General features: G+C 55.3%; 29 protein-coding genes. 2 read left to right on the top strand and 27 right to left on the bottom strand.

Features of this window, described 5'->3' with window-relative positions; all coding sequences use genetic code 11:
* Window positions 1–49: 49 nt before the first annotated feature.
* The 7 genes from rnd to MKZ79_RS03320 all read right to left on the bottom strand — a co-directional run bounded on the left by rnd (window position 50) and on the right by MKZ79_RS03320 (window position 7,391).
* Entirely contained in the window at window positions 50–1,156 is a 1,107-nt protein-coding gene (gene rnd, locus MKZ79_RS03350; RefSeq protein WP_336141337.1) for a ribonuclease D, read from the bottom strand.
* A 101-nt stretch (window positions 1,157–1,257) separates the two neighbouring features.
* Window positions 1,258–2,928, bottom strand: coding sequence for a long-chain-fatty-acid--CoA ligase FadD (gene fadD / locus MKZ79_RS03345; protein WP_336140171.1), 1,671 nt, complete (start codon window positions 2,926–2,928; stop codon window positions 1,258–1,260).
* Between the two features lie 209 nt (window positions 2,929–3,137).
* Window positions 3,138–3,737 carry a Slp family lipoprotein gene (locus tag MKZ79_RS03340; protein ID WP_336140170.1) on the bottom strand — a complete coding sequence of 200 codons (600 nt, stop codon included), beginning with the start codon at window positions 3,735–3,737 and terminating at the stop codon, window positions 3,138–3,140.
* Between the two features lie 58 nt (window positions 3,738–3,795).
* Window positions 3,796–4,491: a tRNA (adenosine(37)-N6)-threonylcarbamoyltransferase complex dimerization subunit type 1 TsaB gene (tsaB, locus tag MKZ79_RS03335; protein WP_336140169.1), complete on the bottom strand. Its 696-nt coding sequence runs from the start codon at window positions 4,489–4,491 to the stop codon at window positions 3,796–3,798.
* A gap of 63 nt (window positions 4,492–4,554) precedes the next feature.
* The gene (locus tag MKZ79_RS03330; RefSeq protein WP_336140168.1) at window positions 4,555–6,456 is read right to left on the bottom strand and encodes an ATP-dependent DNA helicase; all 1,902 of its coding nucleotides are present in this window, start codon (window positions 6,454–6,456) and stop codon (window positions 4,555–4,557) included.
* A gap of 234 nt (window positions 6,457–6,690) precedes the next feature.
* Window positions 6,691–6,828, bottom strand: coding sequence for a hypothetical protein (locus MKZ79_RS03325; RefSeq protein WP_336140167.1), 138 nt, complete (start codon window positions 6,826–6,828; stop codon window positions 6,691–6,693).
* A 143-nt stretch (window positions 6,829–6,971) separates the two neighbouring features.
* Entirely contained in the window at window positions 6,972–7,391 is a 420-nt protein-coding gene (locus MKZ79_RS03320; RefSeq protein ID WP_336140166.1) for a DUF4186 domain-containing protein, read from the bottom strand.
* Between the two features lie 556 nt (window positions 7,392–7,947).
* Here MKZ79_RS03320 and MKZ79_RS03315 point away from each other — a divergent pair.
* Entirely contained in the window at window positions 7,948–8,307 is a 360-nt protein-coding gene (locus MKZ79_RS03315) for a DUF6404 family protein (RefSeq protein WP_336140165.1), read from the top strand.
* A 442-nt stretch (window positions 8,308–8,749) separates the two neighbouring features.
* On the opposite strand, the gene MKZ79_RS03310 is transcribed toward MKZ79_RS03315, so the two are convergent.
* Window positions 8,750–8,992: a DNA polymerase V gene (locus MKZ79_RS03310; RefSeq protein ID WP_336140164.1), complete on the bottom strand. Its 243-nt coding sequence runs from the start codon at window positions 8,990–8,992 to the stop codon at window positions 8,750–8,752.
* A 70-nt stretch (window positions 8,993–9,062) separates the two neighbouring features.
* The gene (locus MKZ79_RS03305; RefSeq protein ID WP_336140163.1) at window positions 9,063–10,271 is read right to left on the bottom strand and encodes a tail fiber domain-containing protein; all 1,209 of its coding nucleotides are present in this window, start codon (window positions 10,269–10,271) and stop codon (window positions 9,063–9,065) included.
* Between the two features lie 128 nt (window positions 10,272–10,399).
* On the opposite strand from MKZ79_RS03305, the gene cor reads away from it, so the two are divergent.
* Complete coding sequence (gene cor / locus MKZ79_RS03300) at window positions 10,400–10,615, top strand: phage exclusion lipoprotein Cor (protein ID WP_336140162.1); 216 nt, start codon at window positions 10,400–10,402, stop codon at window positions 10,613–10,615.
* On the opposite strand, the gene MKZ79_RS03295 is transcribed toward cor, so the two are convergent.
* The 18 genes from MKZ79_RS03295 to MKZ79_RS03210 all read right to left on the bottom strand — a co-directional run bounded on the left by MKZ79_RS03295 (window position 10,610) and on the right by MKZ79_RS03210 (window position 26,178).
* On the bottom strand, window positions 10,610–11,581 hold the full coding sequence (locus tag MKZ79_RS03295) for a hypothetical protein (protein WP_336140161.1): 972 nt from the start codon (window positions 11,579–11,581) through the stop codon (window positions 10,610–10,612). The two genes, cor and MKZ79_RS03295, sit on opposite strands and share 6 nt — an antisense overlap.
* The gene (locus MKZ79_RS03290; RefSeq protein ID WP_336140160.1) at window positions 11,578–14,769 is read right to left on the bottom strand and encodes a host specificity protein J; all 3,192 of its coding nucleotides are present in this window, start codon (window positions 14,767–14,769) and stop codon (window positions 11,578–11,580) included. Before MKZ79_RS03290 ends, MKZ79_RS03295 begins: the two co-directional genes overlap by 4 nt.
* 50 nt (window positions 14,770–14,819) lie before the next feature.
* Entirely contained in the window at window positions 14,820–15,464 is a 645-nt protein-coding gene (locus MKZ79_RS03285) for a tail assembly protein (RefSeq protein WP_336140159.1), read from the bottom strand.
* Window positions 15,457–16,176: a C40 family peptidase gene (locus MKZ79_RS03280; RefSeq protein ID WP_336140158.1), complete on the bottom strand. Its 720-nt coding sequence runs from the start codon at window positions 16,174–16,176 to the stop codon at window positions 15,457–15,459. The genes MKZ79_RS03285 and MKZ79_RS03280 overlap by 8 nt, the downstream gene beginning before the upstream one ends.
* A 2-nt stretch (window positions 16,177–16,178) precedes the next feature.
* A complete protein-coding gene (locus MKZ79_RS03275; protein WP_336140157.1) occupies window positions 16,179–16,916 on the bottom strand; it encodes a phage minor tail protein L in 738 nt (245 codons plus the stop codon).
* Window positions 16,917–16,969: 53 nt separating this feature from the next.
* Window positions 16,970–17,311 (bottom strand): phage tail protein, encoded by a 342-nt coding sequence (locus MKZ79_RS03270; RefSeq protein ID WP_336140156.1) that lies wholly within the window; start codon window positions 17,309–17,311, stop codon window positions 16,970–16,972.
* Window positions 17,312–17,374: 63 nt separating this feature from the next.
* On the bottom strand, window positions 17,375–17,746 hold the full coding sequence (locus MKZ79_RS03265; RefSeq protein WP_336140155.1) for a hypothetical protein: 372 nt from the start codon (window positions 17,744–17,746) through the stop codon (window positions 17,375–17,377).
* 133 nt (window positions 17,747–17,879) lie between these two features.
* The gene (locus tag MKZ79_RS03260) at window positions 17,880–21,167 is read right to left on the bottom strand and encodes a phage tail tape measure protein (protein WP_336140154.1); all 3,288 of its coding nucleotides are present in this window, start codon (window positions 21,165–21,167) and stop codon (window positions 17,880–17,882) included.
* 22 nt (window positions 21,168–21,189) lie between these two features.
* Entirely contained in the window at window positions 21,190–21,459 is a 270-nt protein-coding gene (locus MKZ79_RS03255) for a phage tail assembly protein T (protein ID WP_336140153.1), read from the bottom strand.
* 23 nt (window positions 21,460–21,482) lie between these two features.
* Entirely contained in the window at window positions 21,483–21,875 is a 393-nt protein-coding gene (locus MKZ79_RS03250; protein WP_336140152.1) for a phage tail assembly chaperone, read from the bottom strand.
* Window positions 21,876–21,923: 48 nt separating this feature from the next.
* Entirely contained in the window at window positions 21,924–22,379 is a 456-nt protein-coding gene (locus MKZ79_RS03245; protein WP_336140151.1) for a phage tail tube protein, read from the bottom strand.
* A 48-nt stretch (window positions 22,380–22,427) separates the two neighbouring features.
* Window positions 22,428–22,757: a DUF3168 domain-containing protein gene (locus MKZ79_RS03240; RefSeq protein WP_336140150.1), complete on the bottom strand. Its 330-nt coding sequence runs from the start codon at window positions 22,755–22,757 to the stop codon at window positions 22,428–22,430.
* Window positions 22,754–23,203 carry an HK97-gp10 family putative phage morphogenesis protein gene (locus MKZ79_RS03235; protein ID WP_336140148.1) on the bottom strand — a complete coding sequence of 150 codons (450 nt, stop codon included), beginning with the start codon at window positions 23,201–23,203 and terminating at the stop codon, window positions 22,754–22,756. Before MKZ79_RS03235 ends, MKZ79_RS03240 begins: the two co-directional genes overlap by 4 nt.
* Window positions 23,200–23,526 carry a phage head closure protein gene (locus MKZ79_RS03230; RefSeq protein ID WP_336140146.1) on the bottom strand — a complete coding sequence of 109 codons (327 nt, stop codon included), beginning with the start codon at window positions 23,524–23,526 and terminating at the stop codon, window positions 23,200–23,202. The genes MKZ79_RS03235 and MKZ79_RS03230 overlap by 4 nt, the downstream gene beginning before the upstream one ends.
* A gap of 11 nt (window positions 23,527–23,537) precedes the next feature.
* Window positions 23,538–23,864 (bottom strand): head-tail connector protein, encoded by a 327-nt coding sequence (locus tag MKZ79_RS03225; RefSeq protein ID WP_336140145.1) that lies wholly within the window; start codon window positions 23,862–23,864, stop codon window positions 23,538–23,540.
* Between the two features lie 9 nt (window positions 23,865–23,873).
* Window positions 23,874–24,056: a DUF7210 family protein gene (locus tag MKZ79_RS03220; RefSeq protein WP_336140144.1), complete on the bottom strand. Its 183-nt coding sequence runs from the start codon at window positions 24,054–24,056 to the stop codon at window positions 23,874–23,876.
* Between the two features lie 46 nt (window positions 24,057–24,102).
* The gene (locus tag MKZ79_RS03215) at window positions 24,103–25,320 is read right to left on the bottom strand and encodes a phage major capsid protein (protein ID WP_336140143.1); all 1,218 of its coding nucleotides are present in this window, start codon (window positions 25,318–25,320) and stop codon (window positions 24,103–24,105) included.
* Between the two features lie 9 nt (window positions 25,321–25,329).
* Window positions 25,330–26,178, bottom strand: coding sequence for a head maturation protease, ClpP-related (locus tag MKZ79_RS03210; RefSeq protein WP_336140141.1), 849 nt, complete (start codon window positions 26,176–26,178; stop codon window positions 25,330–25,332).
* Window positions 26,179–26,188: the final 10 nt, after the last annotated feature.

The following is a 26,188-nucleotide window of genomic DNA, read 5'->3' as shown; positions in this document are numbered from 1 at the left end:
TTTCCCCTGTGTGGTTACAGGGGAAACGGGCCGGGAGAGCCCGCGTCTTTTAGTAATCCGCCAGCAGCGCCAGGATAGCGTCGCGCAATAGATTGCCCCGCCAGCCGTCAAGCAGCTCCGGCGTTTTTACCGGTTTCAGCTTCCAGTGCCAGTTCAGCAGCTGGTTAATCTGCCGCCGTGAGGCCAGCAGTTCCTGACTGACGCCATTTTTCTCCGCCGCTTCCGCTATCAGCGTCTTCAGCGCCTTAAAGACTTTCTTGTAGGATGGATTGTCGATGAGATTAGCCAGCGGTTCCGGCAGTTCGCTTTCCGGCAGCTCATTCGCTTGCGCCACCATCGCCACCAGCGCCTTGCCGTGAAAACGGATCTCTTGCCCGTTCAGGCCCAGATGGTCCAGCTCGCCCAGCGAACCTGGCATAAAGCGCGCTACTTTCCACAGGTTTTCCTCACGCACCACAAAGTTTACCGCCATATCTTTTTCGCGCGCCAGCTCCAGCCGCCAGGCGGCCATCAGACGCAGCGCGGCAAGCTGGCGAGGACGCAGCTGCCAGGCGTTGGCGATTTCACGGTAAGCTTCTTCCGGCGCAACCACGGTACGACGACGCTGGCACAGCAGCGAACATTCGTTTAACGCGGCTTCCAGCCTGCCGGCAGTCTCCGCTTCTGCCATCAGCTTCTGCGCGATCGGCAGCAGATACCAGACATCGGCAGCAGCATAGTGACACTGCTTCTCCGTCAGTGGGCGCGCCAGCCAGTCGGTGCGCGATTCGCTTTTATCCAGCGCGATGCCGGTAAAAGATTCCACAATGGTCGCGAAACCGCAGGAGAGCGGGCGGCCGGTGAAAGCGGCCAGAATCTGCGTATCGATCATTGGCTCAGGCAGCGCGTCGAACTCATGCAGGAAGACTTCCAGGTCTTCGCTACCGGCATGAAGATATTTAATCACGTTTCGGTCAAGGAGCAGTTCGCGAAACGATGTCCAGTCGGTGATTGGCAGCGGGTCGATCAGCGAAACCTGCTCGCCATCAAACAGCTGAATCAGGCCAAGTCCGGGATAGTAGGTGCGGGTGCGGACAAATTCGGTATCCAGCGCCACGGCAGGAACCTGACGGGCGGCCTGGCAAACTTCGGCCAGCGCCTCGTTGGTGGTTATCATGGTGTAATTCAAAATGATCCTCTCGCTGCGGCTTCTTATGCCTCAGTGTGGTTCAGTAAAAACGCCGGATTAACCGGCGTAGAAGTGACTGGCGCGACTGGCTAGCTTTCAGGCAGCTTATCCCGCAGCTCGCGACGCAAAATTTTACCGACGTTGGTTTTCGGCAGCTCTTCGCGAAACTCGACAATCTTTGGAACTTTATAGCCGGTCAGATGCTTTTTGCAGTGGGCAATTAGCTCTTCGCGAGTCAGCGAAGCCTCTTTTTTCACCACGCAGATCTTAACCGTTTCACCCGCCACCGCATCCGGCACGCCTACCGCGGCGGCCTCGCGCACTTTTGGATGCAGCATCGCCACGTCCTCGATTTCGTTAGGATAAACGTTAAAACCGGAAACCAGAATCATATCTTTTTTCCGATCGACGATGCGAATAAATCCTTCCGCGTCGACGGTGACGATATCGCCGCTGTGCAGCCAGCCGTTTTTCAGGACTTCCTCGGTGGCCTGCGGATGATTCCAGTAGCCCGGCATCACCTGCGGCCCTTTGATGCATAGCTCGCCAGCCTCGCCCGGCGCCACCTCATTGCCTTCACCATCCACAATGCGAATATCGGTGGAAGGCACCGGCAGACCGATGCTGCCGCTGTGATAGCGAATATCGTAAGGATTTACCGATACCAGCGGCGAACACTCGGTCAGGCCATAGCCTTCCAGCAGATAGTGTCCGGTCAGTTTCTCCCAGCGTTCGGCGACGGCTTTCTGCACGGCCATGCCGCCGCCTGCCGACAGTGAAAGGCTGGAGAAATCGAGCCGTTGGAAATCTTTGTCGTTCAGCAAGGCGTTAAACAGCGTGTTGACGCCGGTAATGGCGGTAAAGCGGATTTTCGCCAGCTCTTTCACCAGGCCGGGAATATCGCGAGGATTGGTAATCAGCAGGTTGGCGCCGCCCAGATCGATAAACAGCAGGCAGTTCACCGTCAGCGCGAATATATGGTAAAGCGGCAAAGCGGTGACCACAGTCTCCTCGCCTGCTTTCAGCAGGGAGCCGTAAGTCGCTTTTGTCTGCTCCAGGTTGGCCTGCATATTGCGATGGGTCAGCATCGCGCCCTTCGCCACGCCGGTCGTGCCGCCGGTGTACTGCAAAAAAGCGAGATCTTCATTGACTATCGCCGGCCTGACGTACTGCATTCGGTAACCCTCATGCAGCGCGCGTCGAAAAGAGATAGCGCCCGGCAGATGGTATTTCGGTACCAGCCGTTTGATATAGCGCACGACGAAATTAACCAGCGTCGCCTTTGCCGGAGAGAGCTGATCGCCCATGCGCGTCAGGATCACATGCTTAAGCTGCGTTTTCGCCACTACTTTTTCCAGCGTATGCGCGAAGTTGGAGACGATCACGATAGCGCTGGCGCCGCTATCATTAAGCTGGTGCTCCAGTTCGCGCGGCGTGTAGAGCGGATTGACGTTGACGACAATCATGCCCGCACGCAGGATGCCGAACAGCGCAATCGGATACTGCAGCAGGTTAGGCATCATCAGCGCAACCCGATCGCCCTTCTTCAGCCCCAATCCTTCCTGCAGATAAGCGGCGAAAGCCCGGCTGCGCTCTTCCAGCTTACGGTAGGTCATGGTCTGACCCATATTAATAAAGGCGGGCCTGTCAGCATACCGCTTAGCGGCATGTTCAAAGAGGTCGATCAGGGAAGGATAGCGATCGGGGTCGATTTCTGCGGGAACATCTGCGGGATAGCGGTTGAGCCAGACCTTATTCAAGGAAACACCTCTGAAACTTATATTTGTCGTCATCGCAATCCCTCAGCCGCTCCATTTGTTAACATTATATTAACTCAGCGTACCAGTTTAACGGGCCGTTCCGTTTTGAGGTTGCGAAGCATATCACTAATTTCTTATTGTCCCGGCCAGACAAAAAATAACCCGGCGGCAGGAAACCGCCGTCGGGTCTGCAACAGTTCACTTTCAGGCTATTCAGTAAGGATAGTCTGTACTTCCGCCGGCCCTGGATTATAGAACATCATCCCCGGCGGCGGCCCCCAGTAGCCGCCACGATGGCGACCGCGCGGCGGCCCATACCAGATCCAGGGATCCATTGGCGGCGGCGCCGCTACCACCTGCTGCGTCAGACGCCAGCGTTGATAGCCCGTTACGGCTATGGTGACAAACTGATAGCTCGCCTGCCCGATTTCGCCTTTTTCCGTGCCCTTAATCGTACCAACGACCGTCACCATTTGGTTATTGAGATCGATGGGATCGACAAAGCCATTGATATCCGCGTAGATACGGCCGATGGACGGGCTGCCCAGTAGCGGACGCCCGGTGTCGTCCAGACGCATCGCGGCGATTTCCAGTCGGGTTGAGCCGTTCTGGTTAGTCACCTTCACCACTTTACCGCCGAAGCGCGACTCCTGACCGACATAGAGCTTCGGCGCGTTCAGCACGCGCACTAAATCCTGCTGCGGCGTGGGCGAACTGCCTTTAATGGAATCCGGTACGCTGGCGCAGCCTGCCAGCAGCACCGCGATAAACAGTAAACTACCTGACCGCAATAACTTTTTATTACGCATAAGACTCTCCCGGGACACTATCAGCTTTGACTGCTTTCGGGCCGATTAGTTGCTGAGTTCAGGCTCTGCCAGGCAATTTTTTCCAGGTGACTTCGTTACGCAGATAGGTCGGTTCGGCCTCTTCCGGCAGCGCGGTTTTGCCTGCTGACAGATCGAGCACCGCCAGCGGCAGCATATCTTCCGCGCAGGGCAGCAGCACTTCAGTATGTTGTAACGAAATCGCGCTGTCGGCAGCCAGCTGCGGATGCGCCTGCCAGCCGGTGCCGACCATCGCCCATTCGCCTTCCAGCCGCGCCATGCGCTGCAGCGCCTCTTCCGGCTTCAGCACCGCTTCCGTCTCTTCTCCCTGCCAGACGCCCTGCTCATCGCGCTGATATTCCGCCCAGTAAACCTCGCCCATGCGCGCGTCGATTGCCGCCAGCACGCGAGTCGCGCCCTGTAGCCGCCACGCGCCCTGCGCCATCGCTTTCAGCGTCGAGACGCCGATCAGCGGCAGCATCGCGCCAAGCGCCAGCCCCTGAGCGATGCCGGTGCCGATGCGCACGCCGGTAAAGCTGCCTGGCCCTTTGCCGAACGCCAGCGCGTCCAGCACGTTCAGGGCAATCGCTTCCTGCTGCAGCTGCGCCTGCACCAGCGGCAGAATGCGTTGCGTGTGCTCGCGGGCGCACAGCTCGAAATGCGCCGTGACTTTGCCATTATTCAGCAACGCGACCGAACAGGCCTCGGTGGCCGTATCAATAGCTAAAATTCGCATGGATCTACTTACCTCTGGCGGGAGAAAAAATTCGGCGCGCAGCATAGCATACTGCGCGAGGAATTACTGCGGCCGCAGGAAATCAACCGCCTGCTGAATATCCCGGGTTCGCGGCGTCGGCGGCAGGCTGTTCAGAAAAACCGCGCCGTAAGGGCGCATGACCAGCCGGTTATCGCAAATGACCAGCACGCCGCGATCGTCGACGTCGCGGATCAGGCGGCCTACGCCCTGCTTCAGCGTGATAACCGCGTCCGGCAGCTGAACCTCATCAAAGGGATCGCCGCCGCGCAATTTGCAATCTTCCATACGCGCCTTAAGCAGGGGATCGTCTGGCGACGTAAACGGCAGCTTATCGATAATCACCAGCGAAAGCGCGTCGCCGCGCACGTCCACACCTTCCCAAAAGCTACTGGTCGCCACCAGCACTGCGTTACCCGCAGCGATAAACTGTTTCAGCAGCTCGCCCTTGCTGGTTTCGCCCTGCAGCAGCACGGGCAGAGTCAGCATGGCGCGGAACTGCTCGGCCAGCTCGCGCATCATCTGGTGCGAAGTACAGAGAAAAAAGCAGCGGCCGTTGTTGGCTTCAATCAGCGGCAGCAGCATGCGCGCCAGCTGCCTGGCCCCGCCTGGCTGATTGGGCGAAGGCAGATTGCGCGGCACGCAGAGCAGCGCCTGACTGGCGAAATCAAACGGGCTGTTAAGGATCATAGTTTTTGCATCGGCGACACCGATCCTTTCCACAAAGTGCGTCATCTGTTCATTTACCGCCAGCGTAGCGGAGGTAAAGATCCAGCTGGCGGGCCGCTCGTTCATCACTTCACGAAAGCGATCGGATACCGAAAGCGGCGTCAGCGCCAGCACAAAATGACGGCTGTTGCACTCGTACCAGTAGCTGAAACCAGGTTGCGAAGTATCCTTCAGCCGCTTCAGCCTGCCGCGGTAGAGCGCCGCCCGTTCAAAAGCCGCATCTAACAGCGCGGAACGGCCCAGCGACAATTTTGCCACGTCGTAGCAAAGCTCCAGGGCGTCGTCCAGCAGCAGCAGAGCACGCTGGATATTGGGATTATTCAACACCTCGCGAAGATTGCCGCGAAAACCGGGATCGCCCAGCGCCAGCCGGAAATCCTGCGCGCTCTGCGCCAGACGATCGGCCGATTTTTGCAGCTGCTGGGCGTCGCGCACTTCCGTGCGATAGGCAATGGTAATGTCTTTGGCGAGATCGAGCAGCTGTTTGCTGGAGAGCTGCTGGCCGAAATACTGGCTGGCGATATCCGGCACCTGATGCGCCTCATCGAAGATCATTACGTCCGCCTCGGGGATCAGCTCCGCGAAGCCGCTCTCTTTCACCACCATATCTGCCAGAAAGAGATGATGATTGACCACCACGATATCTGCGTCCATCGCTTTCCGGCGCGCTTTTACCACAAAGCAGTCCTGGTAGAGCGGGCAATCGCTGCCCAGGCAGTTGTCGTTGGTGCTGGTGACCAGCGGCCAGACCGGGCTGTCTTCGGCGACGCCGCCGCAGGTGCTGATATCGCCATCCACCGTTTCGCTCGACCAGCCGCGCAGATGCACCAGGTCGCTCATCGCCTGCGCCGCCAGCTCGCCGCCGGCCATCGACTGCTGCTCAAGCCGCTCCAGGCAAAGATAGTTGGAGCGGCCTTTCAGCAGCGCCAGCATCCCTTTATATTTCAGCGCGCGGGCGACGGTGGGCAGATCGCGGCTGTAGAGCTGGTCCTGCAGGGCTTTGGAGCCGGTGGAAATAATGACTTTTTTGCCCGATCGTAGCGCCGGCGCAAGATAGGCATAGGTTTTTCCGGTGCCTGTTCCTGCCTCTACGACTAATTCGCGTTTGTTGTCGATCGCCTCTGCGACCGCCTCCGCCATCAGCCGTTGAGGCTCGCGCGGCTTAAATCCGGGAATGGCCTGCGCCAGCGCGCCGTCTGCTGCAAAATCGTTTACCACGTATCCTCACCGCCCGTTAAAAAACGGGCTATTATGTCAGTATTGCAGCAAGGATACAAATCATTAAAAATCAAATAGTTATCAAAGAGTAATGCGCTTTCGAAAGATAAAATTTTTGTAAATCAAAGAGGTGACAGGCTGCGCGATCCTGGTCAACATTTTCCGGGCCGATGGTCGGGATAAACGGCTCTCAATATTAATTTTTTTGATATTCCCTGGTGTAAAAACCGCTATTCAGCGATGAGGGTAAGGCCAGCTATGATCCCAGCCTGCTGCGGAAAAAAAGCCGGTAGCGATAAAGTAAACCAGCAGAACCACAAAAGCCGCAATGGCTATTTTTTCTATTAAAACAATAGATTTTGAACTTTTCATCATCATAACCCTGTTTTAGCAGTGGATTAGCCCACTACAGGGAAATTAGAATGTTACCGGTAAAGTCGCAAGCTCTCTGCGGTGCTCTTTCGGTAAATTTTGTTAATGTCTGTTTCTTAGATTATTACGCCAGCTTTCCGGCGCTACAGCAGCGACAGCTGTTTATCGTCGCCCGGCTTTGTTTTAGCCGCTTTTGCTGGCGGCGGCGAACGCTGCATCTCCAGCCGCAGCCAGTGCATAATGGTTTGCACGATCCACGCCTGCTGTTCCGTGGTCAGCGGCTGGCGCTCAGCAATGGCGTGCCATTTGCTCAGGCAGCCGCGACAGCAGGTCGCCGTAGCGTGCTGGGCGATAAAAACCGGATGGCCGCGCATCGGCGTTTGTTTGCCATCATTGACCGGTAGAGCGGCGGAGAGTCTTTCGCAGATAAAATCCGCAGCGTGCGCGCTGATTTGCTCTTCGCCTTTTTCAAGGCAATAGCGGTACTCCGCATGGCCTAAATGAAATTTTTGCCGAAACGGCGAACGCGCGAGACGCAGAAAAAGTTCGTCATGATTGGGCATGATTTGTGCCTCCCATAAAGCTGAAGCGGATTATATCACTGTCGTGACAGCCGTTTTGGATGACAAAGAGCCGGGATTTGTGTCAGGCTGTCGACCCTTTACAGCGATCTAAAGAGGGAATCTGATGACCATTGAGCGTCTTGACCCGGAGCACCGCATGTCCGATGCGACAATTCATATTTTAAATCAATAAATTACCGCATCCTGTCGCGCTCACACGTCCCATGATGACAAAACATGCAAAGGCTTGGAAAAGGTCACAAACCTTTGCGTGTCCCAAAACTGTCCCATCAAAACGGCAGCCGTTCATCCCGCACTTTCATCACCTGCAGCACCACGGCACTACGTATCGGCATGTCATTGAGTAATGGCCTCATGCGCTGCATTCCTACTTTGAGCGCAATTGATTGCAGGCTTTTTTGTACTTTTTTTATTAAAAATAGACGCTTAATCTATTCATCGACTAGCTTAGTTCACGATAATTCTTAAAAAAGGAAATATTTCGTCCCTTAAGGCTAACATTAAATAACCTGGGAAATTATGGGGAATTATAATCATGAAAGAAAATCTGGCATTCGAACGAAAAAAAAATCGTGCGATCGCTATCATGAACAAGAAAGGAATGTGGCCCAGCCTTTATGCCCCGCCATGTCATGTTTTCTTATGGAAGATGGGTTTCCATGTTGCGCCGCCTCCCTTCGCCCCTTTCTGGACAAATTTTCTTTGCATGACCAGCGTAAACACCACGTTCTGGGGCATAGTGATGTGGATTGTTTTCTGGAAGGGTGAGCGGGAGCATCTCTTCTCTGCAACAGCGACTATTGTCATTGTTGGAATAATAGCTGGCCTTATGGCGTCAGCTCTGGAGGCATGGCGAGGGAAAGCCAATCACCTTCCAAAATGGGAAGAGATTTAGCCCGTTTGTAATAATTTTCGTTACCTATTACTGCTTAGCCCACAGTTCACTGTGGGCTGCTTAATTTATGCGGGTTTTAAGCCATGCAATTGTGGCTTTGTTGCTTACTGTTTCAGCTGGGCTCTTAAAAGAAGAACGTGTGATTAGTTCTGCAAGCATGTTTGCCGGGGTTATTTCGGCATCCCGCGCAAGAAGGCTACGCGTGACTGAACCAATAGCCCATTCAACTCCCATCGTATTGCTCGCACCCTTAAAGCTCATTTTTCGGCCCTCTCCAAAAACTTACTAAGTTCATAATAACTCAGTGAACTTTCCAGAGTAAACACGGTCTTTTAGAGCAGGGAGAATACTCCTGTAACGAATTTCGCCCACAAAAGTGGGCTTTTTTTTGCCTGTAAAAAGCCAAACTGGACCTATAAGGCCTATCTTAACGGGGATTCAATCAAAACCCCCCATTGTTCGGATTGAACAGCTGAAATGTGCGCCGGGCGCCCTCTTCAGTGGAAACGTCCTTGAAACTGCACTGGTAGATTTCGATCCACTCGTTTGCCTGGCGCAGTGTCCAGATGTGATTGAACTTTGCCAAATTCTGCACGAAATCCACTGTGTTGACCGTGCGACGGCCCTTAGGACTGATTTTGATACTTTGCCTGTAGGCCGTCCCAATATCGTCATAGCGTGCCATGTGCCCTCCCAAGTAACTGTTTTTATATACAGTAGTCCAGAGCAAGGCTTTAAGACAACTGGCTGAACGGTCAGGCGTCGAGTCCATCTATAGCTTTCATGCGGGCTTTCAACTCGTTAATCTCTATAGTCTGGCTGTCTATAATGCTTTGTTGTGCCTTAACAGCACCTACCAGGCGGCTCAGTAGCGGCAGCATCTCAACACCCCAGATATCAAGCGGCTTGAGCGCCATATCATCAGCGACTTCATACAGATCCTGTGCGATAAAACCGCGCTTTATGCTCTTATCTTCACGCCCGTCATTCCAGACAAACGATGCGGGCTTGATGGCCATAACTTTTTTCAGGTCTTCTGCATAATCAATATCGTAACTGATGTCCTTTTTACGCGTGCGATCTGATGTAGTTACTGACACATAGCCGACGTTCGCATTATTAATGAACCAGTTTAAAGTGCCGTTATAAAGCATGTTCCAGTAGTTGTTTACTTTCACACCATTGGCACCTGCGCCTGCAATGCCATTTTTAAACAGAACCGGAGCACCGGTCATTGTAATCGTGCTCAGTGTTGAGTCGGCAGTAAACTCCATTGTGCCATTTGCACCATCACCAATTAAATATTTGGGTGCTCTGAAATTCGCGCCAAGGAGAGCTAAATTACTGGAATCATATTGCACAAAACGAGATGTTATTGAAGATGAGTTATTGAAGTAAAAGTTAAAAGATGGAGCAGAACTTTTAATTCCTATGCCGCTAAATGTAGGGGTGTCAGTTGTACCGAGCCCTAAATTTGTTGCAGCGCCAGCTTTAGTTTTTGAACCCGTTCCGCCTTGGGACAAAGATACTGCGCCATCGGTCAAGTCTGCTTTAGCGGCAATGGCATTAGTAATAGAGTTCCACGCTGGCCCGCTATACGTGCTGCCGTCAGGTAGTTTAACTGTGATTGTCCCGGTACCGCTGTAAACCTGCTGCCAGTTGGCCTTTTCCTGAATCATGCCGCGCAAAACCTTCGACATATCATTCATAGCTTGCTGGGTGATTGCCGCCTGTAGCGTAGCGGGAACAGCATTCCAGGCCAGGCCGCTCGTTGTCGGCCCGGTAAATGGCGCAGCAATCGTCAATGAAGTACTGGAAGCGATCTCCTGAACAATAAGCGTGTAGGGTACGCCGCCAACTACAACACCGAGAAAGTCACCCACTTTGAACTCAGTTGTAAAAGCAGTTCCGGTACCGGTTACGGTTGCCGATCCGTTCGTTAAAGCAATAGTGCCTGCTGGCATAGCCATCTCCGATATAGTTAGTCGTCTTTAACTTTTAATTAATCAATTAAGAGTAAAAAAAGGCTTTTATTGTCTGGATAGGCCAGATAATAAATCCTATTAAATGCACAAAACACAAGGATATTTAAATGAAAAAGATTATCATCATCTTCGGCGCTTATGCTCTTTCCGGATGTGTTTCCAGTTCGCCTCCAATTTGCTTTAACAAAGCAAATTTCACCAATCATATTTATGACATTGCCGTCTTTAAAAAGGAAGAATCCCGTTATATGGCCGGGTATCCTTTCTATACGTGGACGGATAAATCACAGTTTATTGATACGTCAGAATGCGACAAACTATAAGCCCAATGCTTGTTTGTAATAAGCATCGTAGACATTGCATTCAATATAACCGACAGTCCCAGCCACCCAGGTCGCCGGACGTGATGTTCCTGTGACCTGATTCTGCATATAACGATCATTCGCTGTTGCAGCATAGGCACCTTCGCTGTTGGTGCCGCCGCTGGCGCATTCAAACCACTGAATACCGTTGCCAGGAAAAGCAGGATCGCTTACCTGAAAAAGGCAGGATGTCACTGCATTTGTTGATGCCAGCGGTACAGATGATGTCACCGTTCCGCCATTCAGTATGTTCATTTTTAGCGGAAGGCAGTTGTTGTGCCAGACCAGCTGGCCTTGCCGGTACAGGAAGAAACCCCAGCCTGGAGCGTTGATCATCACCTTAGCAAACAGGTAAATCCGGCATGACTGCATTGCGTTAAGGCCCGTATTTCCCCTGAATTTTAATGCCCAGTATCCGTTCTGATTAACTTCTTCCCACCAGACATGGTCATAGCCTCCATTTAGCGCGCGGTGGAAAGCTATCATTGGCATGGATGCCGGAATGGTTGTCTGGAGTATTTGCCCATAGCCAGGCGTTAGATCTATCACCTGTGCCAGATTATAAGGAGTGAAATCAGGCGCTATTTTAAAAGTCGGCGGATTCGTGCTGTAGTCATAAAGCGTGAATCCGAAATAAAGGCTGCTGCCCGCACCCGATGTGGGCGTGGCAGTAACCATCATCTTACAGCCGTTAGCGACGTTCCATGAAACAGTTTGACCGCTAACCGATACCGTATAACTGCGGCTGGTCGTCCCTGCTGTGGCAAACGTATTCATCAAAGCGGCGGATAGAGTGAATCCTGGCAGCGAATAAGTTTTGCTGTCAGAGCCTGATATGTCTGTTACTTCTGCAACAAAGTTAAATGACATCGCATTAAGGACGTCAAATGACGTCCCTTTTACAAAAGCTTGATGCCCCATGCTCATAGGCGCTGTCCCATTACTGCGGCAGGGTTGTTGTTCTCGTCGTAAGACACAATCCTGTTGTTAGAAATAAGTAGCCTTCCCTGCCCTGCCACCGAGCCATTTATCTCAAACGTCCCTGCCTTGTTAATATTCCATCCCGTGCTTCCTGCCACATAGTTATTAGATTGGATGTAATTACCGATCATAGCGTTGGTTATCCAGCCTTCGCCGATAAAGGCCTGATTGATGAGCGTCTGCCCGTCTTTGATGACAAACGGGGAGTAATAGTTACCGCTGCTGCCGCTGATTACCACAAACTGGTTGGCATTTACGGCCAGGCGGGTATCGACGGAAGAGCCGTTGATGGTGACGGCCACAGACAGGCCTGCGTCGTAGTTCGTGCCGCCGTAGCGTAGCCCTGTTTTCAGCGTATAGATCGCCGAGCCGCCGGACGCATCAGCGTAGGCCGTAAATTTCTGCTGCAGCGCAGCTTGGGTCTCCGCATACTGCGCTACAACATCCGTTTCCAGCTGCGCTACGGAACTTTCCGCATCGGCGGCTACTTTCTGTGCCTGCAGGATACCTGCCCGGTTCTCTCCGTACGTAGCCCATTGCTGATCCACCGTTTCATAGGTCGCCAGCATGCTCTGCAGCAGCGCCTCCGGGTCGGTTTCCAGTTCCGCTAACAGCGCCTTGCCATCCTCTGCAGTCAGGAATTTATCAGTGATATCGCCAAGCAGCGCTGTCGCGTCTACGGACGACATGCCGCCGACAAAAGCCGTCCAGTCTCCCTTGTTACCGATGCGATCCACCAGTCGCGCGCGGTACCAGCGGCGAACGCCTGCGGGCATCGGTCCTTGCTGATAGCTCACGCCGGGATAAGGCACGTAAGCCAGCAGTAGCGGATTCTGGCCGTCTGCCGTGGTGGCCTGCTGTATTTCGGTATAAGCCGTGTCTCCGGAGCCATCCGGAAACGCCCAGGTAATGTCGATAGCCCACACCACATCATCCGTGGCCTTCAGGCTGACCGGCGTGCCGGGCTTACCGACCTTGCCGTTAAGCGTGGCGGATTCGGCATAGCCCCACGGCGAGGACACCTCCATCGCATTCACTGACCGTACGCGCACGTTATAAACGCCTGCGTAAATACCCTGAATGGTGAAGCCCTGCGAGCTGACCTGTCCCACATTCACCCAGTCGCCATTGTCCTTGCGCCACTGTGCCGTATAGCGGATGGCATTGTCTGCTTTATCCCACGTCACCTGCATGGAGGCCACGGTAAGGCCCTGGGCGACGTGATCCACTTCGGTGATGATAATGTTTTTAGGCGCCTGCATTACGCCGGGCGGCGTCACGGTAATCGGTGCCGGGTCGATCTTCACGCCGTCATCGATATAGCGATATTTGTTCGGGTCATGCTGCACGCCTGACACTGTAAAAGTTCCGTCGTCGCCGGACGCGATGGAGGTCACGCGGAAGTACTGGATAGCCAGGTTGTCGCTGTCGATAGCCCATACCGCGCCAGCAGCTGGTGTCTGACTGTAGGCGGTGCTGACGCGCATCGTTTTCTTATCGGCGCTGACAGAAGCTATGGTTCGCGTCTGCGCGCTGCCGTCCGGCAGATTCAGCACCAGGCGATCGCCGGCAGCATAATCAGCAGCCCGGTCGAGGGTGATGCTCAGACCATTAACAGCGCTGACGCGGCCCCCGTTCGGCTTGCCCGCCCGGTACGGATCGGCCACACCGATGATTTCAGCCGGCAGCGGGATATAACCGTCAAGGCCAACGCCAAACGAGATAGTCCCGTCCTTAGCGTTCGACAGGATAGCCCAGCGGCCCCGGCGGTGCGCCTCGCTTTGCGACGTACAGCCGATGGCCGTCAGCTGCGTTTCATTGACGCCGTAGCGCTGCACCAGGTCAGTATCGTAAACGCCCTCAAACGTGTCGGAATAGTGGTTCTGCGGATCGGACCAGGACACCTGACAGGACGTGTAACGGTTCTTGTACGTGCCGCCCGCATAGGTAAACAGGCCGTCGATAACGTTAGAAGCGTGATAGACGAAATCCACATCGTTCTGCGGCACGTCAGCTTTCACATAAATCTGGTCGTTACCCCAGAACGTGATACCCCGAAAAATCGCCGCTATGTCCTTCAGCACGTTATAAGCGTCCTGCTGGCTCTGGATATAAACGTTGCAGGTAAAGCGCGGCTCCGTGCCGCCAGCGCCGTCCGGCACCATTTCATCGCAGTACTGCGCAATGGCGTACAGCTCCCATTTGTCGATCATGGTCGCATCGACGCGGTTGCCCATACCGTAAATCTCATCAAGCACCAGGTCGTAGAAAATCCACGCCGGGTTATTGGAATAGGCCCAGCGGAAGTCGCCCGCCCAGGTGCCGACGTAGGTGCGTGTGATCGGATCGTAGGTTGTGGGTACCCGCACCAGCTTGCCCTTAGGCTTGCAGGTCGTTTTCGGTACGCTACCGTTAAACTGGCTGGAGTCCAGCTCCATGTACAGCAGCGCCGTGTTGGGATAACGCAGCTTGCTGTCGATTACCTCTGCGACGGAGTACACGCTAAAAGCGTTAACCAGTTTCGTTGAGGTGGAATCAGCGGTGATGCGCCGGACGCGAACCGACCAGCCGGACGCAGCAGAAGGCAGATCGATACGGTGATCGCGCTGATATTCTGAGGTGGTTTTTCCGTCAAACGAGGCATTGACGAAGTTTTGCCAGGCGCCGCCGTCAACAGACAGGTCAATCGCATACTGGGTAACGGTGCCAACCATATCGCCGTTGTCTTTATAGGCATACTGCGCTGGCAGGCTCAGCTTTACGCGCACCGCGTCGAGATTCAGATCGGTGAACTGGCGCACCCAGGGTGAAGCGGCCTTTACCTGCACGCCGATGCTCAGCTCGTTATCAATTTCCGGCAGGCCCTGTATGTAGGCCTGATCCTGCGTGCCGGTGCGGTATTCCCACTTTACACCGCTGAAATTGTATGAACCGTCATCGTTAGCCAGCGGCGTATCGTTCAGGAAAATTTGCTGCGCGGTCAGCTCGCCCTGAATCTCTCCCTCAGAGATGGCCAGCAGCATTTTTAGTTTCGCTACCGACAGGAGGTCGTCTGGTTCTTCGACTGGCGTATGCGCACTGCCACCGCCGCCCTTGCGGCCATGGATCATCGTCGCGCCCTGGAGTAATTGCATATTCCACCCATAAAAAAAGCCACCCGGAGGTGACCTGAAGCTGATGTGATTTACTGCTGGTCGCTGGAGAAAATTCCCGCGCTGATAATCGCGCCGCCTATCTCTCTACTGCCGTACAGCAGCGGTACCGGATAGCCCATAGAAACGGTGTTCACCGGCGCGCCAAACGCGTAGTTGGGCTGGTTATCGGTGCTGGAAGCCGAGCCGATGTTGTATTTTGGCTGCGGAGTTAACATGCTCACCACACCACCAAGCATCATCGACAGCCCCATTCCGGTCAGGGCAGTTACCGCCAGCGCGGTTCCGCCTGTTGCCGCTGCGGCGCCGGTTGCCAGCCCCATCGTAGCGCCCCAGGCCCCCAGCGAAGCACCGGCAGTAAAGAACGCCGCGACCAGCGCCACCGCACCGACTACAATCTGCAGTGCGCCGCCGCTTTTACGCCCTTCGATAACCGGCATCATGTGGTACTCCTCCGCCCCGCCAGACATATCAAATTCCGCCAGGCCGATATTGTTGCTGCCGCACCAGAACGTGAAGCGCACGCCGTTAAGATGCGCATTCGACATATACTTTTTGAATCCCGGCACGGTGGCGCACATGGCGCGCAGCATCTCGCGCAAGTCGGCAACGTGGTAGGAGTGCGTTTTGCCAAATTTCTTGCCCGCCGCGCCGCCGAGCGTCAGTGTCTTAAGCATCCATTAACTCCTTCCGGCGCACGACGCGCACCGTTCGATCCCGGTAGTATTTGCCGTATGGCACCCGTGCCGACAGGCTGCCAAAGGCGTGATGCAGGATGATGTTGTCGCCGAGATATATGGCGGCGTGGTTGGTGACTGGTGCGCTGACCTGCATCATCACCATATCGCCCGGCTGCATTTCATCGCGCGGCACCTCGACAAATCCTTCAGCCTGCCAGTTGTCGTCATAGCGGTTTTCCTTGCCGTCTTTCCACCACTCGTAATCCACCGACCAGTTATTCAGCGCCAAACCATGCTCCTGCCGGTAATAATCCATCACCAGCGTCCAGCAGTCCGCGTGACCTAATACCCAGCGCCGACCTGCCAGCTCCCGATCGCCGCGTGGCGAAAGCGTGCAGAAATCGCCGTCCGGCCACGACATAATCCCCCATTCCACGCCAGAGTGATCGCACTGGATGCGGTCAACCTCTGACGCCACCAGCTGCACGACATCCGGGTGGGAATGAATAATCATCAGCACATCGCCCTGCGCTTCCGCCGCGGCGTAATCGTCCGGCGCCAGGGTAAAACTCTCGGTCGGCGTGTCGGAGATATTCCGGCACGGCAGGTACTCCTGCGCCCGGCCGATCTGCACCACCACGCCGCAGGCCTCGTTTGGATATTCCGCCTGCACGTGGGCCGTAATGGCATCCATGATTTTTTTCCGCATTGCTATCTCCCCTGAAGGTTTGCCGCCGGGAAGCCACCGAACGGCAGCGGCTGATCGTCGCCAAACCGCAGTTTGCAGTCGCTCAGGCGTCCGCCACACACGTCCAGTGCCGGGTTATTCGTCGGCGTGCCGTCTTTCAGAAAGTAGCGCGTGCCGTTGTAGTCACAGCCAGTTCCGGTGCGGTACCAGCCGCGCATACACCATGTGCAGACCGGCGTGATTTGCCGCGAGGGTAGCTGCAGGCTTTGCACGTCAAACGGCGAGCACAGCTCAAAATCCACCTGAGTCCGGGTTTCGGTGGTCTTGGCATTCACGTAGAAAAGCTGCACGCGCTCTTCCGTCGGCTGCGCGTTCGCGTTGCCCGCCGTCCAGTTGGCCGCATCCAGATACCGCGCCAGCGTGGTGTGAACCTTAACCTTCGCCTTCACCAGGTCGTCGAACTGCAGGCACAGCGCAGTAACGTAATTCCCGACGTTGCCCACGGACAGCGTCGGCGTAGGTTGCGATCCGGTACTGGATAGTTCCAGTCCCTTCAGCTCATAGGGATAAGGCTCATACTCGTTGCCCTGCCAGATAATCGACGGCAGGTTATCCGCGGCGAATGAGGCCCAGCCTTCTGAAGCGATATTGTGCGCATGGAAGCGCAGGATGTTGTCCAGGCCAAAGGCGGTGCCGTCAATTTCCAGCAGCTGGATAAGCTGGCCCGGCTCCAGCTGCTGTATGTCCTGTGTGAAGCTCATATTCAGCCCATAAAAAAGGGCCGCCTGAGCGACCCGGTTACCAGAAGGGAAATTTAAGGCGCGAAGGCCTGTTCGAATGTGAAAGTAATTTCAGCAAAGTTTCCATTGATGAACTTTGGGTTAATGGAATCAGACTTTACTCGGTAGAGATGTTTTTCGCCCCAGGGGTTAGTCCACCAGAAAGAAGCCAGCACATGCGATTTTAAAAACGATCGCAGCGCCAGCATGTCGGCTTTATCGCCGTTGCAGGACAGCGCCCATACTTCCACCGCCGTGTTTATCCCTGCGCTGGCCACCTGTTTATAGCCGTCACCAAACTGAGCCTGAAGTGTCGCAACCGCCAGTTGCTCGCTGGCCTGCACCTGCGGACACCAGGTAAATGTGTCGATTGCCATATTTTCTCCGGCCAATAAAAAACCCGCCAGAAGCGGGTTTATTTAAAAATAATTTATTTAAATTTAACGTGGCATTTCTAAAGCAAGCGGCTGGGACTTGGCGCATCCTTTATCAGTATAGATTTGGTTCAGCTTTTTCAAGCGTGTCTTAGCAGCGCCACCTTCGACAGTATGAGCGTCACTCGTATCAATGAAAAACCATGGAATAAGGAGTAAAAAGCCTGTCACGCCCAAAATTGAGTTAGTCGCAACTTGCTTGGTATGGTCGCTGTCACTTTGTTTGACTTCATTAGTCATATTCCCCATTTCAGAAATGATTGACTGACAAGACATCATTTCATCGCCGGGTTGCGAAATTTGCACAGGCATTGGAGTAGTATGTAAGCATCCAGTTAAAAGAGCACAAGTAACAGCTAAAGCGACCAACCTTTTCATCATTTTCCTTTAATGTATTTCAATAAGTAAGCAACCATCTAAGAATAATCCTAAAGCACTAAATGACAAAGCTATTTTTATTAATTCCTTAAATTTGATTTAAGTTATTATTTATGTCCCTCTTATCAAAAAATCATTGTCTTTTGTATAGTAACCCTCCAGCTTGCATCTCTTTGCGAAGCCTACCTGAAATTTCTGTTTGAATAATTACCTGTAATTGTTTAGCTGTGCTGTTTGAATTAGCCTTATTAATATCACTTCCTCCGCTATCCTGCACAATCGTCACAGGCGCGTTAACCTGAATTCCTCCTATGCCGTTACCGGAAGCCGCATTTACGCCAGAGGAAAACGCGTTGATACCCGCCGAGCCACCTACCACGCCACCGCTGGCATAGCCTTTCATCATGCTGTACAGGTTGGATACGCCGATCCGGTCAGTGGCTTCTTTGGTAAAGACGAACTCGCCACGGTGCACAATGCCGGCCGGATCATATTTTCCGCCCGCGCCGGTAAAGCCGCCGCCGTCATAGGCACTGAAGCTGGTAGACATTCCCAGGGCTCCTGTTCCTCCTGCTGCCCCGGCCGATCCCGTAGCTGCGCCGCCGATACCGCTTGCCAGCCCGCTGAATATGCCTGAAAGCGCAGACCCACCCGCCGCCTGGAGAGAATTAACAATAGCCATCTGTAGCGCCACCTTGGAAATCATCTGCAGGACAGACAGTCCCCAGCTTTTCCAGTCGGCCTTACTCCCTGCCAGTCCGGCTGCCATATTATCCAGCGTGCTGTCCATCGTGGACGTGATCCCCTGTGAAACCGTGCCGGAGATATTGCTGGCGCTTTCGAGCCAGTTTTCATAGCCGCGGGAAACGCCGTTCAGCCAGCTGGATTCTGCGGCAGCAGTTGCCTGGTACTTTTTATCCAGCGCATCCAGTGCCGCATTGCGCGCGGCAATGGCTTCTGCGCCCTTGTCTGTTTTATCAAAAACACGCTCGACCTGCTGCTGCTCGTTGAATCTGTCACGCTGCCGATCGCCCATACCGGCAGTTTCCGTCGTTAACGTGGCATCATCCTGATATTTTCGAGTAGCATCTTTCAGGTCTTTTAGTGCATCAGCCATTTCGCGCTGCTTGCGCACTGCCTCATCTGCTTTTTGCGTCCACTTAGCCAGAGCAACCGCTCCCGCCTCTATAGATTTGCGCTGCTCGTCGCTCCACCTCGTCCCGTTCTCATGCGAAGCAGCATAAAGGTCAGCGGCTTTTTCTCCCTGAGTAGCTCTGACGCGCTGAACCTCCGTGGCAACACTTAGATCGGCAATCTTACGTGAGTACTGTTCTGCCGTCTGTGCTGCTTCACGTGCTGCTTTCTTCTGAGCGTTAGTTGCGGCTGTGTCGTCCTTTTTAGCCTGTGCTGATTCGGCATCCTTCTTTGCCGCCTGGTCTTTGTTATAAACGTACTGCGTATACAGCGCGCCGGTAAGCTTCAGATCATCGGCTTCGTACTGATGTTGTGCATGTAGTTTTTGCAGCCCTGACAGGCTGGCCAGCTCGTTATCGCGCCGGGCCTTTTCCAGTGCAGTCGTCTGCTGAGGTGTGGCTTTTGCCAGCGAAACAACAGGCCCGGTATACTGAGGCGGCGTCGCGTTGCCGGTAGCGCTCATTGAGCGGTTAAGGAGATCGTAAGCGCCCTTAAGGATGGAAACAGCGCCAGCCTGCTCAATAGCTTTTTTGGTGGCTAAATCGCTGGCGTCATTTACCAGTTTCTGTGTCTGCTCTACCTTAGATGATGCCTGCTCCCGCTGATATTCCAGTCGGTTTAGTTCATCCGTAGCCTGTTGCTGTTTTCTTGTTAGCTCCTCAAGAGACATGAGGTTATTAATGCGCGCCAGCCAGGGGTGCTCATCGTACTGCTTTTCCATGTCCTGCATGCTGCGGAGGCTGTCACGCGTCTTACGGATCTGCTCGTCAATATCAGCCAGATCTTTTTTCTGCGCATCCAGCGAGCCGCGCGCATCGGCAGAGGTTGATCGCAGTCCCGCTACCGACATTTTCTGCAGCTTGCCGTTAATGGTATCAAGGCTGTCAGCAAAGCCCACAGCCTCGTTATGCACCTGCTCCATATGCTGAGAAACACCGTAGAGAGCGGTTCCTGCGGCAATAATTACACCCGGCCAGCCGCCAAGTATACCCAGCACGCCACCGCCAAGACGTGACATAACTGATGCCGTTTCCGTCAGACGTGTTGCTGCCGCGCTCCTGCTGGCAATCGAGGTATTAAGCCCTGCCTGCGCTGCTGCCAGTTGCCTCTCAGCTGCAATCTGGGCCTCAATGCCTGCTGCCGCAGCCCGCGCCTGTTGCGCACGATAGACTGCCTGCCGCGCAGTGGCCACGCTGACTTGCGTGCCGCGAACCTGCGCCTGCGCCAGCGCAACCTCGGCTGCCGTATTGGAGATAACCGAAGCGGTCGCCGTGGTAACGCTGGAAACCATGTTGCCGAAATAACGCGCCACGCCCAGGCCAACCAGCGCGCCTGCCACGTTGGCGACGGTATCAATGTTTTTTGCCAGACCATCCAGTACGCCTGACAGGGAAGAAGATGCGCCTACGGCATTGTTAGCGCCACCGACCCACTGCATAAAGGCGTTTTCCACCTTCTGAGCCGATCCGCTTATTGATGCCGGAAGCGTGTCGAACTCTTTACGCAACTGCTCAACGTTGGTCAGCAGCGGCACGATTTTATCGGTGGTCAGCTCGCCGTTATTGGCCATGTTGCGCAGGCCGCCAATGGATGTATGCAGGCCGTCAGCCAGAAACTTAGCCAGCCGCCCGCCGCTTTCCATAATGGCGTTGAATTCCTCACCGCGCAGCACGCCCGATCCCAGCGCCTGGCTGAGCTGGGTAATAACCGAACTGGCCTCTTCCGTGCTGGCGCCGGAAAGCTTCAGGGATGTTGCCACGGTTTCTGTGACTTTTGCCACATCCGCAGACGCATAGCCCGCATCACGAAGGGATGAGGCAATACGGCTGTAAAGGTTCGCATTGGCTTCAAACGATGTGCCGGTGCGCTGACTGATGGTCATCAGCGTCTGCTGTGAGCTGGCGAAATCGTCAGCTGAAGTCGATGCCAGCCGCAGGCGACCGCTGAGCTGGTTCCATGTGTCCGCATAATGGATCAGCTGACTGGTAGCAAAAGCGCCAGCGAAAGCGCCCGCCATACCGGTTGCGGTAGAGCGCACGGACGCCAGCTGAGAGTTAAGCTCTCCCAGCGATCGCTGCGTTTCCCGCGTAGCGGCGGCGGCTTTGCGCCCGCCCTGTTCCATGGTTTTATAGTAATCAGAGCCCATCCGCGACGCGCGCGCAATCTCGGACTGAAACGAGCTGGAATTTGCCGAAATCTTGATAATAAGTTCGCGCAGCGTAGCCATAAATCACCCTGTTAGTGTTGCGCTAGCCGGACAGCGCAGCAAAGAAATTCTCAAGCCCGCCACTTTCCTCAACCGGATCAGGCTCGCGCCATTGCAGCAGAACGTCTTCCATTTTGACCTTCGCCCCCTGCGAGTTAAGGACGGCGGTGACCACCTGGGCAGACTGAATATCGCCGCGCCGGTCGCTGATGGGGTTTACCCTGTCATATTCAATCCACATCCGGAGCTCGCTGGCGGTCAGCGTCTCTTTCAGCTCATGGAGAGTGCGCCCCAGCCGCAGCGCCAGCGTCATTAGAAAGAAAGTGCCGGGCTCTTTTACTTTGCCTCAGCGGCCGCCTGCGACGTGCTCAGATCAAGCGCCTGCTTAAGCAACCTGGCATGTACCGGGCCATAGATATTTTCAATAAGCGGCTTGTCTTCAGCGGTAAACACCGGCATGTCTTCTTCATCAAGCAGCACGTCGATAAACAGCACCACGTCGGCGCTTTTGTTGCGCAGGGCACGTTCGGCGGCGGTCAGCGTCTCCGGCTCGCCTTCCGGATTTGGGTTAATTATCTGCTGCCATTCCAGCCAGGCCTGACCTGACGGCTCGCGCAGTTTTACGCTGGTATTTTCCCATTCAGGAACGGTGATAACCTTGCTGCGAAATCCGGCCATAGGTGCCAGCGCCAGCGCGCGTAAAGGGTTGTTTGATGCCTTCTTTGCCATTTAATAACTCTCTGACTAATGCGGGGAAAGCGGCCTGAGCCGCCGTTATTATGCTGCCGCCGGTGCCGGTACGATCGCCACAGGCTTGCCCTTCACGCGCAGGGTAAACGATGCGGTGACCACGCCCGCCGTGGACAGGCTCCAGCTGTTCTGGCGTACTTCGGCCAGGAAGGCATAGCCGTTACCCGACGGGAAGATCACCTGAAACGCGTGTACCGCATCGGTTTCATAGGCAGTTCGCAGCGTGCTCTGCCCGATCTCGTCCGCTGACCAGTTACCGGACAGCGTTACCTCACCGGGTGCAGCCAGGCCGTTCGTCATTTCCTGCTCGGTGGAGCACAGCGTGGTGGTTTCGATATCGGACTTCTGGCCGCCGGTGTAGCTAAGCTCTTTGGTGGAGCAGTTGATACTCTGCCAGGTGGCGCCGGTCGGGTTGGCTTCCGTGGCCGCATCGGCGGAAACGTTGATTTTCGTTCCCTGCGTTTTTTCATACTTTGAGGACATGGTTATCTCCGGATAGTAAAAAGCCGCCCGGAGGCGGCCTGTTCGGGGTTAATCCCAGATTTGAACTTCAAGCGTGGCGCGGTAAAGCGACGTATCGGGCTCGTAGTCATTTAGTTCGTTAAGCGAGACGGGACTGAGTGGCGCGATCGCCGCGCGGATCTGGCTTCGTAGCGCCCGCGCTTCATCAACGGATTGCGCCCAGGCGTCGATTTGCAGCGTACTGGCCGTTTCTGCCTGGTCGCAGAACACGTCGCCGGATACGGCTGTGGGCAGCAGGAAAACCACCCACGGCGCGGCGGTGCCGGAAGGTGCAACGTAAGGGAAAACGTTCCCGCCCGCCAGGCTGCCGATCAGGGGATAAATATCGGCCTCAGTCATTTTGAAAGCACCTCATCAATGGCCTGATTCATGCGGGCCAGCGCAACGCGCGATGCCTCATCCTGCCTGACGTCAAAAGCCGGACGCACAAAAGGATGCGCCGCCATCTTTGACGTACCCATTTCCACAAAGCGCCAGTAGAAGGCGTTACGCGGGTTGCTGGCCTTCATCGTGTTATCACTGTTGCCGGTGCCGGGATTCACCCCGCGAATATGCACGCCGGAAGAGATTTCCCCCCGGCGCCGCGCTTTCTGCGTCATCACAACGACGTTTTTCTTAAGTTTTCCGGTCTGCACGGGCGCTTTGGCAATGACTTCATCACGCAGCACACTGGCGCCGGCGCGCGTGGCATCACGCAGCACCTTGTTATTTTCCGCGCGGCTGAGCGTTTCCAGGTCTCTGGCAATGTCAGTCAGCCCGGAGAAATCCAGACGGGTATCAATCACTTTTTCACCCCCTTCTCACAAAGCAGCTCCAGCCGGGTACCGTTTTCGGCGGTGATGGCCGATTTGATGTCGTACACCTCGCCGGCACCGGTCGGCGGGTTATGCACCACGCGCCAGCCGGTTGATATGGCCTCGCGCAGGTTGTTGCGGAGCCAGATGCGGGTGGTAGTGCCGGACAGCTCGGCACCGGCGTTCAGCAGCTCACGCCCGGACACGTCGGCTATGGAAGCCCGGCAACTTGCCACATTTTCCCAGCCGGTAGCGGGCTGGCCGGACGGCAGGCGGCCGCTGGCGGGTTTTTGCAGCGTCACCCGGTAACGCATCGGTCCCGCCCTCATACGCCATAAATCCGGTAGGGCTGAAGGAACGCTTCAACAGCGAAATCTGGCGTGGTCACGCTGACGCCGGTCACCACCGCCTCGCGGTTTGCATACCAGTGTGCGATCAGCATCAGCATGGCGGTTTCAATGTCCTCGCCGTACAGCAGCGCGTCCGGATCGGCAAGATAAAGAGGATCGGCGGCATCTTCATAAAGCGTGCGGCGGGTAGAGTTTTCCACGTACCGCACCGCCGCCTTTATGCGGGCCGCCAGCCAGGTATCATCCTCGGTAAAGTCCTGCTCGATGTTGCAGTGATGCTTTACCTGATCAACGGTCAGCATAATCACTCCTTACTTCGTTTTCGTCTTGCCTTTGGCGCTGCCTTCGTCCCCGGACTGTTTTTTAGCGCCGGCCTCTTCGGCATAGCCCCGCTGGATAAGCTCGCGCCCGTGCTGCTCCAGCGTTTCAAACGCCGTGCCTTCGGTCAGGACTTCGCCCTGGTGGTAGATAGGCTTGATGGATCGCAGTTTCATGGCTTTTTCCTCATTGCATTGACGGCCCGCAGGCCGCCGTCATGGGTTATGCGCCGGCGGCTGCCGGTGCGGTAAAGGCGCCATAAATAAACGCCTCTGGGCGTTTAACGGCCAGCGCCAGACGCTCTTCGCAGCGGATAGAGATCATGTTCTTCTCGAAGTCGTCGGCGTTCTCAGTGGAGATAACCACGTTGGCGTCTTCGCGGTCGAACAGCTGCGCGGCGGCATTGAAAGCGCCGGTCAGGAACTTGCCCTGGAACGCGGCGGCCTCGGTGGCCACAACAGGCAAACCCCACAGCGTCGGGCCGGTGAGCGCTGACGGGTTCGCCAGGATATAGCGGCCCAGCGTGTCTTTGGTCAGCTCGATCTTCGCCCAGTCGATAAAGTGCAGAACGTGGCCGGACGCCGGGAAGCGCGCCAGCTGCGCCTGCAGCATGGCCAGACGCAGATCGTCGATACCGTTTTGCTGCTCAACGCTGAACGCTGCAGCGAAAGCGGACGCCTGCGGCACGATGCCTTTCAGGTGTGCGCCGGTGCCGTCACCGAACAGAATTTCCTGCTCTTCGACATACTTCAGGCCATAGCGCATTTCAGCATCCACGGTGGACTGCAGCTGCGCGAAGTCGTCAAGAATCTGCTTAGACGCCTTGAACATGTGGGCGATGGTGGTTACCGGCGTGATCTGCGTGGCGAATTCGATATCGCTGTATGGTTTGGTCGTACCCTCCGGTACCACAGCGGCCTTGTTGGTGAAGCCGGTCTGCTGTACCCAGAAGATGGCCGGCGCGCTGGTACGACCCGGCGCGATCAGGTCACGGATAAACAGGCGCTGTTTCGGCGCGGTGTCGATACCCGGCTGGCGCTGAGGTTCAACTACACCGTCAGCGACGCCCGTTGACAGCAGCGCAGCGTTAACCGGCACGCTGACGCGCTTGCCCCCTTCCACGCTGGCAGCAAATGCCTTCAGCGCTTCTGAGCTGATCACGGTATGACCCACGGACTCGACGACCTTTTTTGCGTTTGCCAGCGGCATGTTGGCAACGTGCTGTTCAAGCTCGCCCAGGGAAGCCTTAAGAGTTTTATTCGCTTCATTCAGCGCATTGAACTCGGTGGCAATTTTGTCCACGGCGTCCTTAGTCTGGGCAGAAAGCTGGCCGGAGTTCTTCGCCTCTTTCAGGGCGTCTTCGGCCTTCTGGCTGAAGGTGCCGGATACTTCTTCCAGCTTCGCGGAGACTTTTTTCAGTAATTCGTTTACATCTGACATGGTGATTCCTTATTTGCCAAACGCGGCCAGCGCGTTTTGAAGTTGTGTAATATTTTCAGGGTTGATTTCGTCGGTAGCGCCCGGCATACCTTCAGGACTGGCAGCAGCGCCTGGCTTGCTGCCGGATAAAGCTTTAAGCAGTTTTCGACGCTCGGAGCGCGGGGTATCGGTTTTTGCTAACAGCGCGTCAAGCTTGCGCAGCGCGGCGGCCGGGCTGTCGTCGTCGTCAGAAATTTCGTCAGCAGACAGCAGGCGATCGGCAAAGCCTTTATCAACCGCGTCACTGCCGCCAATGTAGGTTTCGCCGTCCATCATGGCGGCCACTTCCTCCATACTGAGGCCCGTGCGCGCTGCGTAGATATCGCCCATCGCCTTATCGAAAGGCTCCATATCCGCTGCGATTTGCGTCAGGTCGTGACGGTTACCCATCGCATAAACCCAACAGTTGTGGATCATCAGGAAGGCACCGCGCCCGATCTGTACGTCATCACCGGCCATCGCGATTATTGAGGCAGCAGAAGCTGCCAGGCCCATCACCTTGACGGTGACTTTTCCCTTGTACTCGCGAAGCAGGTTATAGATCGCCAGGCCTTCGAACATATCGCCGCCAGGCGAGTTGATATTGACGGTGACATCCGCGCCGTTCATTGAACGAAGCGCACCGGCGATGCGGCTGGCCGTTACGCCATCGCCCCAGTAGTCGGCGCCGATTACGTCGAAAACAGAGATACTGTTGTCGTCAGCGTTTGCGGCCTTGATGCCGCCGTTCCAGCGCTCCATAGCAGCAGACGGCAAATCCCGTTTTGAGAGTGCAGAAGGCCGCCCCGCCGGTGCTGCCGGAAGGCTTTTCAGTGTCATGGAATAGCTC

It is taken from the genome of Erwinia sp. CGal63 (genome assembly GCF_037026505.1).
Classification (GTDB): Bacteria; Pseudomonadota; Gammaproteobacteria; order Enterobacterales; family Enterobacteriaceae; genus Erwinia.
This window is presented reverse-complemented; position numbering and strand designations above follow the sequence as displayed.

Excerpts from the sequence above, each read along its gene's own strand:
- MKZ79_RS03325 (WP_336140167.1), bottom strand. The coding sequence starts at position 6,828 with ATGAAAAGTTCAAAATCTATTGTTTTAATAGAAAAAATAGCCATTGCG.
- MKZ79_RS03250 (WP_336140152.1), bottom strand. The coding sequence starts at position 21,875 with ATGGCAAAGAAGGCATCAAACAACCCTTTACGCGCGCTGGCGCTGGCA.
- MKZ79_RS03320 (WP_336140166.1), bottom strand. The coding sequence starts at position 7,391 with ATGCCCAATCATGACGAACTTTTTCTGCGTCTCGCGCGTTCGCCGTTT.
- MKZ79_RS03275 (WP_336140157.1), bottom strand. The coding sequence starts at position 16,916 with ATGAGCTTCACACAGGACATACAGCAGCTGGAGCCGGGCCAGCTTATC.
- MKZ79_RS03240 (WP_336140150.1), bottom strand. The coding sequence starts at position 22,757 with ATGACTGAGGCCGATATTTATCCCCTGATCGGCAGCCTGGCGGGCGGG.
- MKZ79_RS03340 (WP_336140170.1), bottom strand. The coding sequence starts at position 3,737 with ATGCGTAATAAAAAGTTATTGCGGTCAGGTAGTTTACTGTTTATCGCG.
- MKZ79_RS03310 (WP_336140164.1), bottom strand. The coding sequence starts at position 8,992 with ATGGCACGCTATGACGATATTGGGACGGCCTACAGGCAAAGTATCAAA.
- MKZ79_RS03315 (WP_336140165.1), top strand. The coding sequence starts at position 7,948 with ATGAAAGAAAATCTGGCATTCGAACGAAAAAAAAATCGTGCGATCGCT.
- MKZ79_RS03255 (WP_336140153.1), bottom strand. The coding sequence starts at position 21,459 with ATGACGCTGGCGCTGCGGCTGGGGCGCACTCTCCATGAGCTGAAAGAG.
- MKZ79_RS03280 (WP_336140158.1), bottom strand. The coding sequence starts at position 16,176 with ATGCGGAAAAAAATCATGGATGCCATTACGGCCCACGTGCAGGCGGAA.
- MKZ79_RS03290 (WP_336140160.1), bottom strand. The coding sequence starts at position 14,769 with ATGCAATTACTCCAGGGCGCGACGATGATCCATGGCCGCAAGGGCGGC.
- MKZ79_RS03265 (WP_336140155.1), bottom strand. The coding sequence starts at position 17,746 with ATGAAAAGGTTGGTCGCTTTAGCTGTTACTTGTGCTCTTTTAACTGGA.
- MKZ79_RS03210 (WP_336140141.1), bottom strand. The coding sequence starts at position 26,178 with ATGACACTGAAAAGCCTTCCGGCAGCACCGGCGGGGCGGCCTTCTGCA.
- MKZ79_RS03230 (WP_336140146.1), bottom strand. The coding sequence starts at position 23,526 with ATGCGTTACCGGGTGACGCTGCAAAAACCCGCCAGCGGCCGCCTGCCG.
- MKZ79_RS03225 (WP_336140145.1), bottom strand. The coding sequence starts at position 23,864 with ATGCTGACCGTTGATCAGGTAAAGCATCACTGCAACATCGAGCAGGAC.
- cor (WP_336140162.1), top strand. The coding sequence starts at position 10,400 with ATGAAAAAGATTATCATCATCTTCGGCGCTTATGCTCTTTCCGGATGT.
- MKZ79_RS03220 (WP_336140144.1), bottom strand. The coding sequence starts at position 24,056 with ATGAAACTGCGATCCATCAAGCCTATCTACCACCAGGGCGAAGTCCTG.
- MKZ79_RS03215 (WP_336140143.1), bottom strand. The coding sequence starts at position 25,320 with ATGTCAGATGTAAACGAATTACTGAAAAAAGTCTCCGCGAAGCTGGAA.
- MKZ79_RS03270 (WP_336140156.1), bottom strand. The coding sequence starts at position 17,311 with ATGGCAATCGACACATTTACCTGGTGTCCGCAGGTGCAGGCCAGCGAG.
- tsaB (WP_336140169.1), bottom strand. The coding sequence starts at position 4,491 with ATGCGAATTTTAGCTATTGATACGGCCACCGAGGCCTGTTCGGTCGCG.
- MKZ79_RS03305 (WP_336140163.1), bottom strand. The coding sequence starts at position 10,271 with ATGCCAGCAGGCACTATTGCTTTAACGAACGGATCGGCAACCGTAACC.
- MKZ79_RS03260 (WP_336140154.1), bottom strand. The coding sequence starts at position 21,167 with ATGGCTACGCTGCGCGAACTTATTATCAAGATTTCGGCAAATTCCAGC.
- rnd (WP_336141337.1), bottom strand. The coding sequence starts at position 1,156 with ATGATAACCACCAACGAGGCGCTGGCCGAAGTTTGCCAGGCCGCCCGT.
- MKZ79_RS03285 (WP_336140159.1), bottom strand. The coding sequence starts at position 15,464 with ATGCTTAAGACACTGACGCTCGGCGGCGCGGCGGGCAAGAAATTTGGC.
- MKZ79_RS03295 (WP_336140161.1), bottom strand. The coding sequence starts at position 11,581 with ATGAGCATGGGGCATCAAGCTTTTGTAAAAGGGACGTCATTTGACGTC.
- MKZ79_RS03245 (WP_336140151.1), bottom strand. The coding sequence starts at position 22,379 with ATGTCCTCAAAGTATGAAAAAACGCAGGGAACGAAAATCAACGTTTCC.